14 protein-coding genes and 1 pseudogene are annotated in these 13,886 nt (G+C 69.2%); 8 read left to right on the top strand and 7 right to left on the bottom strand.

Translation table 11 applies throughout. From position 1 onward, the window contains the following. Positions 1–10: 10 nt before the first annotated feature. The 5 genes from FMQ63_RS29525 to FMQ63_RS29505 all read right to left on the bottom strand — a co-directional run bounded on the left by FMQ63_RS29525 (position 11) and on the right by FMQ63_RS29505 (position 4,920). Positions 11–1,285 (bottom strand): alpha/beta hydrolase, encoded by a 1,275-nt coding sequence (locus FMQ63_RS29525; protein ID WP_011552774.1) that lies wholly within the window; start codon positions 1,283–1,285, stop codon positions 11–13. A gap of 9 nt (positions 1,286–1,294) precedes the next feature. Continuing rightward, the gene (locus FMQ63_RS29520) at positions 1,295–2,527 is read right to left on the bottom strand and encodes a folylpolyglutamate synthase/dihydrofolate synthase family protein (RefSeq protein WP_011552773.1); all 1,233 of its coding nucleotides are present in this window, start codon (positions 2,525–2,527) and stop codon (positions 1,295–1,297) included. 71 nt (positions 2,528–2,598) lie between these two features. Next, on the bottom strand, positions 2,599–3,450 hold the full coding sequence (gene accD / locus FMQ63_RS29515; RefSeq protein WP_011552772.1) for an acetyl-CoA carboxylase, carboxyltransferase subunit beta: 852 nt from the start codon (positions 3,448–3,450) through the stop codon (positions 2,599–2,601). A gap of 62 nt (positions 3,451–3,512) precedes the next feature. Next, on the bottom strand, positions 3,513–4,268 hold the full coding sequence (locus tag FMQ63_RS29510) for an MBL fold metallo-hydrolase (RefSeq protein ID WP_011552771.1): 756 nt from the start codon (positions 4,266–4,268) through the stop codon (positions 3,513–3,515). A 1-nt stretch (position 4,269) separates the two neighbouring features. After that, the gene (locus FMQ63_RS29505; protein ID WP_011552770.1) at positions 4,270–4,920 is read right to left on the bottom strand and encodes a Crp/Fnr family transcriptional regulator; all 651 of its coding nucleotides are present in this window, start codon (positions 4,918–4,920) and stop codon (positions 4,270–4,272) included. A gap of 120 nt (positions 4,921–5,040) precedes the next feature. Between FMQ63_RS29505 and purM the strand changes: the two genes are divergently transcribed. Genes purM through FMQ63_RS29490 form a run of 3 tightly spaced genes read left to right on the top strand, consistent with a single transcriptional unit; the run spans position 5,041 to position 7,417 of the window. After that, positions 5,041–6,078 carry a phosphoribosylformylglycinamidine cyclo-ligase gene (gene purM, locus FMQ63_RS29500; protein WP_011552769.1) on the top strand — a complete coding sequence of 346 codons (1,038 nt, stop codon included), beginning with the start codon at positions 5,041–5,043 and terminating at the stop codon, positions 6,076–6,078. Next, entirely contained in the window at positions 6,075–6,749 is a 675-nt protein-coding gene (purN, locus tag FMQ63_RS29495; protein WP_011552768.1) for a phosphoribosylglycinamide formyltransferase, read from the top strand. The genes purM and purN overlap by 4 nt, the downstream gene beginning before the upstream one ends. Further along, positions 6,746–7,417 carry a DUF523 domain-containing protein gene (locus tag FMQ63_RS29490; protein ID WP_020477657.1) on the top strand — a complete coding sequence of 224 codons (672 nt, stop codon included), beginning with the start codon at positions 6,746–6,748 and terminating at the stop codon, positions 7,415–7,417. The genes purN and FMQ63_RS29490 overlap by 4 nt, the downstream gene beginning before the upstream one ends. Before the next feature lie 9 nt (positions 7,418–7,426). Here the strand turns inward: FMQ63_RS29490 and FMQ63_RS29485 are convergent, their stop codons facing one another. Next, entirely contained in the window at positions 7,427–8,509 is a 1,083-nt protein-coding gene (locus FMQ63_RS29485) for an enoyl-CoA hydratase/isomerase family protein (RefSeq protein WP_011552766.1), read from the bottom strand. Between the two features lie 81 nt (positions 8,510–8,590). Between FMQ63_RS29485 and FMQ63_RS29480 the strand changes: the two genes are divergently transcribed. The 4 genes from FMQ63_RS29480 to FMQ63_RS29465 all read left to right on the top strand — a co-directional run bounded on the left by FMQ63_RS29480 (position 8,591) and on the right by FMQ63_RS29465 (position 12,635). Further along, complete coding sequence (locus tag FMQ63_RS29480; protein ID WP_011552765.1) at positions 8,591–9,280, top strand: HAD family phosphatase; 690 nt, start codon at positions 8,591–8,593, stop codon at positions 9,278–9,280. A gap of 72 nt (positions 9,281–9,352) precedes the next feature. Then, the gene (locus tag FMQ63_RS29475; RefSeq protein ID WP_026113959.1) at positions 9,353–10,882 is read left to right on the top strand and encodes an NAD(P)-binding protein; all 1,530 of its coding nucleotides are present in this window, start codon (positions 9,353–9,355) and stop codon (positions 10,880–10,882) included. A gap of 102 nt (positions 10,883–10,984) precedes the next feature. Further along, entirely contained in the window at positions 10,985–11,176 is a 192-nt protein-coding gene (gene rpmB, locus FMQ63_RS29470; RefSeq protein ID WP_011552763.1) for a 50S ribosomal protein L28, read from the top strand. 340 nt (positions 11,177–11,516) lie between these two features. Next, on the top strand, positions 11,517–12,635 hold the full coding sequence (locus FMQ63_RS29465; protein ID WP_011552762.1) for a GTP-binding protein: 1,119 nt from the start codon (positions 11,517–11,519) through the stop codon (positions 12,633–12,635). A gap of 12 nt (positions 12,636–12,647) precedes the next feature. Here the strand turns inward: FMQ63_RS29465 and FMQ63_RS29460 are convergent, their stop codons facing one another. Beyond that, positions 12,648–13,733: a DUF4388 domain-containing protein gene (locus FMQ63_RS29460; RefSeq protein ID WP_011552761.1), complete on the bottom strand. Its 1,086-nt coding sequence runs from the start codon at positions 13,731–13,733 to the stop codon at positions 12,648–12,650. Positions 13,734–13,765: 32 nt separating this feature from the next. On the opposite strand from FMQ63_RS29460, the pseudogene FMQ63_RS29455 reads away from it, so the two are divergent. Next, positions 13,766–13,886 (top strand): annotated as a pseudogene (locus FMQ63_RS29455) (metalloenzyme); the annotation flags it as partial.

Here is a 13,886-nt window from a genome sequence, read left to right as displayed (position 1 = left end):
CCAGACGCGTCTAGCGGAGCCGCGGAAGGCTCGGCGAGCGATACCGGTGGGTCCGCGCGTACTCGATGAGGTTCTTGATGTCGTAGCAGATCTGCCGGATGTCATGCCCCATCGTCAGCTCGATGTGGCTATTGCCCTTCACCGGACGCCAGAGCAGATACTCACTCTTGGCGGCGCGATACACGCTGCGCGTCGACTCCAGCGAGGCCAGCGGGTCCAGGTCCCCGAAGATGATGGCCATGGGCACCTCGATGCGACCGAAGCCCCGCTTGAAGTCGAAGCCGGTGCGGTAGCAGACCATCTCTCCCCGGCGAATCCACCGCGCGAACTGCTCCAGCACCCGGCGCGGCTCCCGCTCCCCGCCTTCACGAAGCAACCAGCGGATGTCATCCGCGCTCACGCGCTCCGGATTGATGAGACGGTTCAACCGCGTGGTGAGCTGTTGATACAGCGGCGAGTCCTCGGCCTTCGCGAGCTGGCGCTCCAGCGTCTTGAGGATGATGTCCACCGGCACCGCGTCGAAGCGCAGCGTCCGCCGCGCGCGGGGTGATAGCCGGCGTCCCAGGCCCTTGTTCAACACGCCCACGCCCCGCGCGAGCAGCGAGCGCCCCGCCCCCTCCACCTTGCCGCCCACGTTGAGGCTGGCGAGCGTCAGGTCGATCATCCCGGCCAGCATGGGCGCGCCGTGCGCCAGCAGGCGCAGCAGCATGAAGCCGCGCCCCAGGTCCGCCGGAGAGCCGATGGTGATGAGGCCTTCGAAGTCATTGTGGATGCCGGCGTAGCCGTAGCCCAGCATCCCGCCCATGGAGTGGCCGCAGTAGAAGATGCGCTCGCGCCGGGTGATGCGCTTCACGCCGGAGACGGCCGCTGGCAGGTCGTAGAGGAAGTAACTGTCGATATCCCAGCCGTAGTCGAGGTCCGGCGGCAGGGGGCGCTTGAAGCGCTCGGCGCGCTCCTTCTGGAACGCGATGGAGCTCTTGCCGTGGCCGCGCAGCTCCAGGATGTGGATGTCCACCCCGAAGAAGAGCAGGTTCTTGACGAACTGCCCGCTGGTCCAGGTGTGCCGGTTCTGTGAGAAACCGTGCACCAGCAGCAGGGGCTCACCAAACAACGGTTGCGGAAAAGGCTGCTTCACAGGACGGTAGCGGGTGATGACCAGCGACCAGCCGTCCGCCGTCTCCACGACGTACTTCGTCTTCGAGTAAAGCGCCCTGAAATCGACTTCGTCGATGGAGGGGATGGGTGGCCCCGATGTCGCGGCGGCTCTCCAGTCCGGCAGGCGCATGTCTTGAATCTACGGCGGCTGATGCATCGCGCCAAGGTTTCGATACATGCGAGCCTTCATCATCCCGACAAGGAACAGTGAACCTGTACAAAGGACGAGGTCGTTCGCGGCTGCCCGCTTGCGCGCCGCGGCAAGGGCCGCGTCCGCATCCGGCCAGGCAGTCACGTCCGCGCACAGCGCGCGCGCCTCTGCCAGGTAGGCCTCGGGAGCCAGTGAGCGAGGCGTCTCCAAAGGCGTGAGCTGCACCGAGGCACACTCGGGCAACAGCGCTCGCATCATCGGTCCCCGGTCCTTGTCCCCCACCACGCCGAAGACGAGGTGGAGGCGACGCCCCGGGTAGAGGTCCTTCAGCGACGCGAGCAGCACCTCCACGCCCGCCGGGTTGTGTGCGCCGTCCAGCAAGAGGATGGGCTGCTGCCCCACCTCCTCCAGACGCCCCGGCCAGCACGCCGACGCCAGGCCCGCACGCGCGGCCTCGGGCGGCGCGGTGACGCCGCGCTCCTGCAAGGCCTCCAGGCAGGCGAGCGCCACCGCCGCGTTCTGCCGCTGATGGGGCCCCCGCAGCGCGACGGACAGCCCATCCAGGGACCAGGTCGCCCCGCGGTACGACAGGCCACCATCGGGCTGACGCTCGCCCGTGAAGTCACGTCCCTCCAGCCGCACCGGGGCCCCGACTTGCTCGGCCTTGCGGAGGATGGCTTCCAAGGCCTCCGGGGCCTGCCGCGCGACGACACACGGCACGCCCGGCTTGAGGATGCCCGCCTTCTCGCCCGCGATGGCCGCCAGCGTGTCGCCCAGGTACTCCATGTGGTCGAAGGACACGGGGGTAATCGCCGTCACCACCGGGCTGGCGGCGGTGGTGGCGTCCAGCCGGCCGCCCAGGCCCGTCTCCAGCACGGCCACATCCACGCGCACCTGGGCGAAGTGCCACAGGGCGACGACGGTGCCGAACTCGAAGTACGTCATGGGAGAGGACACGGCGCTGGGGTAGCGCTCCAACACCTCCAGGATGCGCAGGCCGAAGTCCGCGTCGGAGATGTCCTCGCTGTCCACGCGGATGCGCTCGTTGACGCGCACCAGATGCGGAGACGTGTAGAGCCCCACGCGGTGCCCGGCGGCATGGAGCGACGCCGCCGTCATGGCACAGGTGCTGCCCTTCCCGTTCGTCCCGGCGACATGGAGCGCCGGATACCGCCGCTCCGGGTGGCCCAGCGCTGCCAGGGCCTCCTGCACGCGCTCCAACCCCAGCTTGATGCCGGAGGGGTTGAGCTTCGTGAAGAAGGCCAGCGCCTCCTCCGGTGTCCGAGGCGCGCTCAGCCCAGCAGCCCCAGGATCTGGCCCAGCTTCGCGCGCAGGTCCTTGCGGTGGATGATGGCGTCAATCATTCCATGGTCCAGCAGGAACTCGGAGCGCTGGAAGCCCTCCGGCAGTTTCTGGCGGATGGTCTGCTCGATGACGCGCGGACCGGCGAACCCGATGAGGGCCTTGGGCTCGGCGAGGATGACGTCGCCCAGCCACGAGAAGGACGCGGCGACGCCGCCAGTGGTGGGGTTGAGCAGCACGGAGATGTACGGCCGCGTGCCGGTGCGGAAGCGGGCGATGGCCGCCGACGTCTTGGCCATCTGCATGAGGGAGAAGATGCCCTCCTGCATGCGCGCGCCGCCCGAGGCGGAGAAGACGATGGCGGAGCACTTCAGCTCGTGCGCGCGCTCGAAGACGCGGGCCACCTTCTCGCCCACGACAGAGCCCATGGAGCCGCCCATGAACTCGAAGACGAAGCAGCCCACCGACACCTGGTGGCCCTGGATGCGGCCCACGCCGGAGATGAAGGCATCCGGCTCGCCCAGGTTCTTCCGGGTGGACTTCAGGCGGTCCTTGTACTTCTTCGAGTCACTGAACCCGAGCGGGTCCTGCGGCTCCAGCTCCTTGTCGAACTCTTCGAAGCTGTCGGGGTCCAGCAGCGCCGCCAGCCGCGCGCGAGCCGCCCAGTAGTGGTGGTGCTCGCAGTGCGGACACACCATCCAGTTCTTCTCCAGCTCCTGGCGGTAGATGATTTCGTCGCACGTCTCGCACTTCGCCCACAGACCCTCCATGCGGGACGGGCGGGGCTCGGCTTGCGGTTCGGTGTCAACGGCGATGCGCGGCTTCTTCGAGAACCAGGCCATGGGGTGGGCGGGGTTAATCCGGCCGCTTTCGGCCGTCAACCCTTCCGTATGGCGCGACGCGTCTACAGCTCGAAGGTATCGCCCAGCTCCAGCACTTCCACCGGCAGCTCGGCCAGCTCCTTCTTGAGCTGCGACACGAAGGCGGGCTTCAGGTGATACAGCAGTACCGATGCGCCGTTGCGCTCGAACTTCTGGAGTTCCAGGCTCAGCGTGTGCGGCGTGAGGTGGCCGGAGATGTCGGCCAGCGACTGGAGCTTGTTGGGGAAGGACGTCTCCAGCAGCAGCGCCTTGAGGTTCTTCGTCTCGTTCAGCGCCTTCCACAGCTTGTCCGTGGGGCCGGTGTCGCCGCTCATCGCCAGGGCGCTCTTGCCGTTGGAGATGATGAAGCCGCACGACTCCACGGGGTGGCTCACCGGCACGCTTCGCACGGTGTAGGGGCCCACCTGGAAGCTGCTGCCAGCCCGGAACGTCTTGATCTGCAGCACGGGCTTGCGCTTCGTCGGAATGCGGGTGAAGTCCGGCCAGAGCGCGTTGTTGAACATGTTGTCGCGCAGGGCCCGGGCGCACTCGCGCGAGGCGTAGATGGTGACCGGGGTGTCGCGCCGGCCGATGACCAGGTCCGCCATCAGCGGCAGGTCCTTCACATGGTCGAAGTGGCTGTGCCCCACCAGGACGTGGTCCACGCGGCACAGCTCATCCAGCGACAACGTCCCCGTGAGCGCCCCCGCATCGAGCGCCAGCACGTCATCGACGAGGAAGCAGGTGCTCTTGCAGTTGGGTAGCTCGCCGCCGTGGCAGCCGAGGACTCGCAGCTTCACGCTAGAGGTCTCCGAACTTCCACTTCATCTCCAGGTATTGGAGGAAGTCGTGCAGCCTGGCCGTGTCCGGCACGGTCATCCGGTCCCCGTTCCGCTCGACCAGACCGGAACGCTCCAGCCGGTCCACCACGGCGCGGACCGCGGGCTCGCCCACACCAATCTGGCGCGGCAGTTCCCGCATCGCGAAGTCGATCTCCACGCCCTCGTCCAGGGGACGGCCCCGGCTCTGGCAGGCCTGGATGATCTGGTGCACCACCCGGCTGGCCGGGTCGTTGTGCAGCAGGTTCTCGATCTGGGCGTCCGCCTCGGAGAGGCGTTCGGCCAGCTTCTTGATCATCCGGACGGCGATCTCCGCATTGCCGCGGATCATCCCCTCGAACGTCTTGGGGTCGATGACCAGCAGCCTCGCGTCCTCGTTGACCGTGGCCGAGGCATTGCGCGGCTTGTTGGAAATGATGGCCATCTCCCCGAAGAACTCACCGGGGCCCAGGACGGCGAGAACCTTCTCGACGTCACGGACCCGCTTGGAGATGGCCACCCGTCCTGCTTGGATGACGAACATCTCCTTGCCGGCTTCTCCCTCGCGGAAGAGCTCGGTGCCCTGGGGGAACTCCTTGCCGAAACGTTGAAAGAGGGTTTCCTCGGCGCCCATCCTGCAAAGGAGTCAATCAGCCCACACTCGCCCGGTCAAATTCCCTTTTCTGTGCGCACCGGTGGGACAGCCGCCACGCCACGCGAGACACCGGCGCGGGGGCCGGGTAGAAGGCCGCCCGTGGGAACGACCTACAAGCAGTCCGGAGTAGACATCGAGGCCGGCGACGCGTTCGTCGAGCGCATCAAGCCCCATGCCGCGCGCACCATGCGCCCTGAAGTCATGGGCGGAGTGGGTGGATTCGGCGGCCTGTTCGCCCTGCCACCAGGCAAGTACCAGCAGCCAGTGCTGGTGGCCGGCACGGACGGCGTGGGCACCAAGCTGAAGGTGGCCTTCGCCGCTGGACGCCATGGGACGGTGGGCATCGACCTGGTGGCCATGTCGGTGAACGACATCCTCACCTGCGGCGCCGAGCCCCTCTTCTTCCTCGACTACTTCGCCACCGGGCGCCTGGAGGTCGACGACGCCGCCGAGGTGGTGAAGGGCATCGCCCTGGGCTGCGAGCAGGCCGGGTGCGCCCTGCTGGGCGGCGAGACGGCGGAGATGCCAGGCTTCTACGCGCGCGGCGAATACGACCTCGCGGGCTTCTGCGTGGGCGTGGTGGAGCGCGCGGCCATCATCGACGGCAAGAGCGTGAAGCCGGGTGACGCGCTCATCGGGCTCCCCTCCTCTGGCCTGCACAGCAACGGCTATTCGCTGGCGCGCAAGGTGCTGCTGGACGACGGAAAGCTGGCCCTGGACGCGACGCCCGAGGGCCTGGACCGGCCGCTCGTGGACGCGCTACTGGAGCCCACGCGCATCTACGTGAAGGACGTGCTGGCGCTGCTCCAGGCGGTGAAGGTGAAGGGCCTGGCGCACATCACCGGCAGCGGCATTCCAGGCAACCTGCCCCGCTGCCTGCCGGACGGCACGCGCGCGGTGCTGAGTGAGCAGACTTGGCCCAAGCCGCCCATCTTCGACCTCATCGCGAAGCTGGGGAGCGTGGCCCGCGACGAGATGTTCAACACGTTCAACATGGGCCTGGGGCTCATCCTCGTCGTGGCGAAGGAAGACGTCGCCCAGGCGCTGAGCGTGCTGAGCGGCCGGGGCGTGCAGGCCTTCGAGGTCGGCCGCGTGGAAGCGGGCCAGGGCGAGGCCACGGCGGTCATCGACCCATGAGCGGCCAGCGAGTCCGCCTGGGCGTGCTCGTGTCCGGCAGCGGGAGCAACCTCCAGGCGCTGCTGGACGCCTGTGCGCGGGAGGACTTTCCCGCCGAGGTGGCCTGCGTGGTGTCCAACGTCTCCACCGCGTTCGCGCTGGAGCGGGCGCGCAAGGCGGGCGTGACGGCCAAGGTGGTGGACCACAAGGCCCACGCGACGAAGGAGGGCTTCGAGAAGGCCCTGCTGGACACGCTGCGCGCGGCGAACGTGGAGTGGGTGTGCCTTGCGGGGTTCATGCGCTTGTTGAGCGCGGACTTCCTGGGCCACTACGCGGGGCGGGTGCTGAACATCCACCCGTCGCTGCTGCCCGCCTTCCCGGGCCTGCATGCGCAGCGACAGGCGCTGGAGCGAGGCGTGAAAGTGGCCGGGTGCACGGTGCACTTCGTGGACGCGGGCACCGACACGGGGCCCATCATCGCGCAGGTGGCCGTGCCGGTGCTGCCGGATGACGACGAGAAGGCCCTGAGTTCGCGAATCCTCGCGGAGGAGCACCGGCTCTACCCGCTGGCCGTGCGGCTCGCCGTGACGGGCAAGGTGACGCTGGACGCGGCCCGCACGCGCGTGGAGGCGCGGGCCACGGTGGGCGAACTGGCGCTTCGGAATCCCGGCGCGACGGTCGACCCGGCGTGAGCGGACCGAAGACGTTCGACCAGGAGCCGGAGTTCCCCAGCGCCACATCAGGGGATGACGGTGACGTTCAGCCACCGGAGGCCGCTTTGGGGCTGACCAAGGACGGGGTAATCGCCGACGAGCGGCAGTCCACCTGCCCCCTGGGCGACCCTGCGTCCCCTCGAGACGAGCAAGGTTCAACCGCCCTGCCCTCGCAGGCCGAACGAATCGCCGCGCTCCAGGAAGCTCGCGTGGTGCTGGTCAGTGCCTGCCTGCTGGGCGAGGCGTGTCGGTACGATGGCCGCTCCCAGCGCTCCGAGCGCGTCCTCGCGGCGCTGGCGGACAAGGACGTCATCCCCGTGTGCCCGGAGGTGGCCTCGGGCCTGCCCGTGCCGCGCCCTCCCGTCGACCTGCGAGGAGGCACCGGGGTAGACGTCTGGGCTGGGCGCGCAGTTGCAGTGGAGCGCGCCGCGGGCATCGACCGGACGGAGGCCTTCCAACAGGGCGCCCGGCTCGCGCTTGAAGCGGCACAACGCTTCGGCGCGACGGTGGCGCTGCTGAAGGAGAAGAGCCCCTCGTGCGGCAGCCAGCGAGTCTACGAGTCCGGCCAGCTCCGCGCGGGCGAAGGCATCACCACGGCGCTACTTCGCGCGAAGGACATCACCGTCCTCAGCGACGAGGACCTCTAGCAACAGCCCCTACCCGCGCGCCGGAACCTTCCACGTGTCGTGAAGCAGCGGCGCGAAGAGCGCCTCCACCATGCCTTCGGTGACTTCCGCCAGCGTGGAGGGCCGCCAGTGCGGCTTGTTGTCCTTGTCCACGAGCACCGCGCGGATGCCCTCACGGAAGTCCGGCCGTGCCGTCATCGACTGGCTGAGCCGGTACTCCACGTTGGCCATCTCGTCGTAGTCGCGGGTGCGCCCCATCCGGAGCTGGCGCAGCGTCACCTTCAAGCTGGCCGGGCACATGTGAAGCAACGTGGCCCACGTCTCCTGGGCCCACGGCGTGCCCTCCAGCTCCAGCGCCTGCTGGATGTCGTCCACGCGCTCGGCCGCGAAGCACCGGTCGATGGCGGCGCGCTGCACCCCCAGTGGCGACGTGCCCGCGTCCGCGTGGAAGCCGGCCAGCACCGTGTCCACCACCGTGCTCGCCGCGCCGGTGCCCCAGGGCGCCCCCACCAACGCGTCCAGTACCGCCTCCAGCCGCGCGGACTCCACGTGGTGCGTGGCGTAGCCCAGCCACATCGCGTCCGCCGCGCCGCACCGGGCCCCCGTGAGGCCCAGGTACGTGCCCGACTCACCCGGGAAGCGCGGCAGGAACCAGCCGCCGCCCACATCCGGGAAGAGCCCGATGGCCGTCTCCGGCATGGCCAGCACCAGCTTCTCGGTGACGACCCGGTGGGTGCCGTGAATCGACAGGCCCAGCCCGCCGCCCATGCAGACCCCGTCCACCAGCGCGATGAACGGCTTGCCGAAGTAGTGGATGCGGTGGTTCAGCCCGTACTCGGCGCGGAAGAACTCCCGCGACACCCGCTCCTTCGCTTCAGCGGACGCGTCCCCCACCGACAGCGCCACCGCGCGTACGTCTCCGCCCGCGCAGAAGGCTCGGCCGCCAGCCCCCCGGATGACCACGGCCTGAATGGACGGGTCCGCCGCCCAGGCGTCGAGCGCCGGGTGCAGCTTTCGGCACATGCCCAGGTTCAGCGCGTTCAGGGCCTTGGGCCGGTTCAGGGTCACCACGCCTACCGCGCCACGCGTCTCGAGCAGAAGGTCGTCCGTCATGGCGGCCGGGGATATCAGGCGAGCAGCCCCTTGGGTGGATTCATTGGCCCGCCGCGGGAGCAGACGCGCTATGGGGAACGCATGACCTCCGCACTGGCGCCCCTGCGTGCCGTCGTCTTCGACATGGACGGCACCCTCGTCGACAACATGCAGTTCCACAACGAGGCCTGGGTCTCGTTCGCCCAGAAGCTGGGCTTGCCGCTGACCGCGAACGACTTCCAGAGCCGCTTCGCCGGCAGGAAGAACGAGGAGATCATCCCCGAGCTGCTCGGCCGCCCGGTGGCCCCTGATGAAGTGGAGCGCATCGCCGAGGAGAAGGAGAACCACTACCGGACCCTGTACCGGCCGCACCTGAAGCTGCACCGGGGCGCGGAGGCCTTCATCCAGCGATTGAAGGAGGCCCACGTCCCGGCGGCCATCGCCACCGCGGCGCCCCAGGGCAACCGCGAGCTGGTGCTGGACGGGCTCGGCATCCGTCCCCTCTTCGCGAGCATCGTCGGTGCCGAACAGGTGACGCGCGGCAAGCCCGCCCCGGACATCTTCCTGGCCGCCGCCAAGGCGCTGGGCGTGGCCCCCACCGAGTGCCTCGCCTTCGAGGACGCCGTCCTGGGCATCATATCCGCCCGAGAAGCCGGCATGACGGTGGTGGGATTGACCACCGCCGCGCCAGAGGCCGACCTCCGCAAGGCCGGCGCGCACTGGGTGGTCCAGGACTTCACCCAGTTGCCCCCTGCGCTGGAGCAGCGCCTCTTCAGCGCCCAGGCCCGCTGATCCGCCCTCCGCGGGCGCGCCGTGGTGAAAAGGGCGCCAGCGGCGAGCACGTTGTGTAGTGTTGCCCGCCTCATGGCGACGTCCTCTGCCAAGCTCAAGCTTCCCGCCGGGCCGTCCCGGCATGTCTACGACGTCATCGTGCTCGGCAGTCAGCTGGGCGGTGCGCTCGCGGCGGCCCTCCTGGCGAAGCGCAACCACCGCGTCCTGCTGGTGGAGCACGACGGCATGGGGCCCGGTTACGAGCACGGTGGCTACGTGCTCCCCTATGCCCCCTTCGTCGCTCCGCCGCTCAAGGCCATGCCCGCGGTGGAGGAGGCCCTCACGGAGCTGGGCCTCAACGCCAACGTCCAGCGCGCGCTGCGGCCCCACGCGCCGGAGCTGCAGCTCCTCATGCCTCGCAGCCGCCTGGACCTCCATGGCGATGCCGCCCGCCGCAAGGCCGAGGTCACGCGGGAGCTGGGCGAGGAAGGCGAATCCCTATTGGGCGCCCTGGCCGGCGCCGCCGCGCAGCACGAAGCCAGTGATGCCTTCTTCAAGGCGGGCCCCGCCCTGCCACCGGACGGCTTCTTCGAGGGCTGGGGCCTGAAGAAGCTCATCCGAGCCCATCCCGGCCTGGCAACGCCGCCCCGGCTCACGGGAGACAGCGCTTCGGTGTCCCTGGTGCGGGGGCTGCGGCCCTTCGTCACCCACCTGGACCGTCCAGAGGCGCCCCTGGCGCTGACTCGGGCCATGTCCCAGGTGCTGTCGGCGCCTTCCTACTTCCCCGGGGGCCATGAGGGCCTGCGCGAGCTGCTCGCCCGCCGCGTGGCGGAGCTGGGCGGAGACGTGCTCGGGCGCGACAACCCGACGGGCTTCATCGTGGAGGAGCTGGCCTTCGACGGCAGCAAGTTCGCGGGCATGAAGCTGATGCGCTCGGACACCATGTACCGCGCGTCCTGCCTAGTGGCGGCCACGGACGCGGGCGCGCTGCGGCGGCTGGTGACGGACAAGAAGCACCACCGCGGCTTGCTGGAACACCTGGACCAGTCCAACACCAAGGCCCTGCTCTTCACCGTGAACTGGGTGGTGCCGGAGTCGGCGCTGCCCCGCGGCCTGGGTGAGCTGGCCCTGCTGGACACGGGCGACGCGGAGCTGGGCCCCGTGCTGATCCAGGTCCACCCCGCGCGCGCGGCCCCGGCGCACGGCGGCAAGGAGGCCAAGGCGACGGAAGGGCTGCGCGTGGTGTGCGCGGGCGCCTTCGTCCCGGCTTCGGCGAGGGATCTGGGCGAGGAGCACCTCCAGGGCCTGGCGACGCGCATCGACGAGCACTTGGACGCGCTGATGCCCTTCACCGCCCAGCACCGCGTGCTGCGCTCGGCCCCCTACCTGGACGCCGGCGGAGTCCGTGGCAGCCGGCTGATGCCGCACCCCTTGTTCAGCTTCGAGTCGGAAGCGGTCCTGGGCGTCACGGGTTTGACTCAGCGCACGCCGGCCAAGAACATCCTGCTCGCCAACCGCGAAGTCCTCCCCGGGTTGGGGTTGGAAGGCGAGCTGCTCGCGGGCATCCGGGCCGCACGGCTGGTGCAGGATATGTTGAAGAAGAAGGATCCGCTCAAGGGCTGATCCTGGATCTAAGGCTGGATTTCCAGGCCGTTATCTGGCAGGTTCCGCCGCTCTTTTAATCGGCAGGCGTCCAACGCCCCAGTTTTCAAGGAGTTAGAGGTCATGGCGTGGAAGTGTGACTTGTGTGGCAAGCGTCCGCTGGTGGGTAACAACGTCAGCCACGCGAACAACAAGACCAAGAAGCGGACCCTGCCGAATCTCCAGAAGATCCGGGCCAGCGTTCAGGGCAGCACCCAGCGCGTTCTCGCGTGCACCCGCTGCATCAAGGCGGGCAAGGTGACGAAGGCCGCTTGAGGTCCTCTCGCTCGAGGGAGGGCATGACGCGCGTCTCACCACCGCGACTGCCCCCCACGAGCGGTTTCATTCCGTGCGGACGTCGCAGCCCTGCTTGGCTTTCGAGCAGTGCGGTGGTTCGCCGGTGGCATGACGTATTGGCCGCCATTCGTGCGGTTCGTGCCGTATTCCTTTTCAGGGAAGCGGTGTGAGCCGTCGCGGATGCCTTGCGGGCGCGCATCCTGGCGAGCCTGCCTCGAGCCCGCGGCCTCACCTCCAGCGCTGAACCTCGCGGACCTGGGGTGAATGTCTCGCCGTCAACTGGCGCGAGGTGTCCAGTCGTTCTAGGTAAGCTGACACCGTGAGCAGCGTCAATCTGATGGCCCGTGAAGTGGCCGCGAAAATCGTTTTCTACGGACCGGGCCTTTCCGGGAAGACGACCTCGCTGAGGAAGATCTACGAGACTGTCCGCCCCGCACACCGCGGCGAGATGATGTCCATCGCCACGGAGGGGGACCGGACGCTCTTCTTCGACTTCCTTCCCGTGAAGGTGGAGCGCGTGGGCGACTGCTCCGTGCGACTGGCGCTCTACACCGTGCCGGGCCAGGTCTTCTACAACGCCACCCGCAAGCTGGTGCTCCAGGGCGCCGACGGCGTGGTCTTCGTGGCGGACTCGCAGCCGGAGGCCATGGACGCCAACCGCGAATCACTGGCCAACTTGGAGGAGAACCTCTTCGAGCACGGCATCCGCCTGGACCGCTTCCCACTGGTGATGCAGTGGAACAAGCGGGACCTGGACGGCGTGCTGCCGGTGGAGGTGCTCCGCAAGGAGCTCAACCCCCGAGGCGTCCCGGAGCTGGAGACGTCCGCCGCCAATGGCCGCGGGGTGCTCGACACGCTCAAGGCCATCACCCGGCTGGTCATCAAGGACCTGCGCGCCAAGCGCATCGTCCCGCCGCCCCGCCCCACCGCGAGCGCACAGCCCGCGGGCCTGGAGGCCCAGCTCACCCAGCACCTGCAACACCGGCAGCAGCCCGGCGCCGTCGCGTCTCAGCCGGTGCAGGCTGGCGGCCCGGTGCCTCGCGTGGCCCCGGTGGCCGTCATGCCGCCTCCGCGCGTGGAGCCGACGCCCATCCCCGCGCCCCAGCCCGGACCGAAGCTGCTGGGCGCCGCCAGCGCCCTGGCGCCGGGCGACATGTTCGACCATGCCCGCGCCGCCGAGGCCGCGTTCATGACGGGGGACTACGCCACCTGCGTCACCGCCTGCACCGACGCCATCCGGCGCGCGCTGGCATTCGCGGGCGAGGGTTCCCTGGGGCAGCAGGCCTTCCTGCTCCGCGTGGACGGCGCCGACCTGCTCCGGCTCCAGGGGCTGGGCACGCAGCAGCACCTGCGCGTGGATGACGCCGCCTTCTCCCTGTACGTGATGATGCAGGTCTTCATCCGCCTCAACGCGGTGGGCCTGCCCAACGGGGAGTAGCCTCCGCCCCGCTCAGCGCGGGAAGACGAGCTGCAGCAGCCCCATGCGCTGCAGCTTCGCCAGCGTCTTCAACGTCTCCAGCTCTCGCGCTGGACTGGCCAGCACCAGCGTGGACACGTCCCAGGTGCCATTCACCAGCCCGGCAATCTGCCGCTCCTCGGGCTTGAGCAGCGCCTGCCCCTGCGGGTCGTGAATCATGAGGGGCACCATCAGGGGCGGCATGTCCGAGTAGAGCGCCGCCACGTGCTCGCGCTGCACCAGCCGGGCGAATTCGCGCACGCGCCGGTCCGCCGGGTCGCTGGCGAGCAAGGACGCACAGACGATGCCCGCGGCGTCGTACTGGCCCTCGCGCATCAGCACCGCGCCCTTCTCCAACATCTCCGCCACCGGGTCCGCCTCCACCTGCGGCGCCCCGTCCACCTCCACGAGCTTCGACCGCAGCAGCTCGTGCACGCGCCGGGTCACCGAGGAGCGGGACACGCCCATGGACAGGCGCAGCCGTCCCAGGTTCTGCGGCGACGTGCACAGCCCCAGGATGATCCGGTGCATCAGGGGCTGGCTCGGGCTCGGCGGCGCCAGCGCGCGCACGCTGAGCGCGTCGATGGGCAGCGCCTTGTCCACGTCGGGCTGCTCATCCACCCACCGGAGCGACTCGAAGAGCAGCTCGCGGATGCCCATATCGGACGGCACCCAGTCCTCACCGGAGCGGTCTGCGTCCTCCGTCCAGTGGAAGGTGCCGCGGCCGGCGATGGTCAGGTCCGTCATCGCGGCGAACAGCTCCTCACGGCCCAGGTCCCGAATCCACCGCGCCTGGATGCCGTGGATGTCGAACGCGGCGTCCACGTCCGGCGTGCGCGCCAGCTCGTCGAAGCCAGCCAGCACCTTCGTCCCCGACGCCAGCTTGGACAGCGTGAGCAGCCGCGCCACGCGTCCGCGCAGCCCTTCGGCCGCGGTGGCACCCACCTGGCCGGAGAGAAGGAAGAGCTTACGCTCGCCGGCCTCCCAGGAGAGCTGGAGCGTCCCCGTCTTGCGGGAGCTGTCCAGCCATTGAAGGAACTCGGGAAGCGGATAACTGAAGAGGTCGCCGTGGAGGGCCATGCGTGTCGGATTCGAGGATACAGTCCCCAGCCGTGCGCGTCGCGCTCCTGTTCATCGATGGTGTGGGGATTGGCCGGAAGGACCCGGCCGTGAATCCGCTCGCCCACCGGGAACACCTGCTATCCCACTTCGAGGACGCCCCCAGCCCGCCCC

Source organism: Myxococcus sp. CA005, from assembly GCF_006518205.1.
In the GTDB taxonomy this organism is placed as follows: Bacteria; Myxococcota; Myxococcia; order Myxococcales; family Myxococcaceae; genus Myxococcus; species Myxococcus xanthus.
This window is presented reverse-complemented; position numbering and strand designations above follow the sequence as displayed.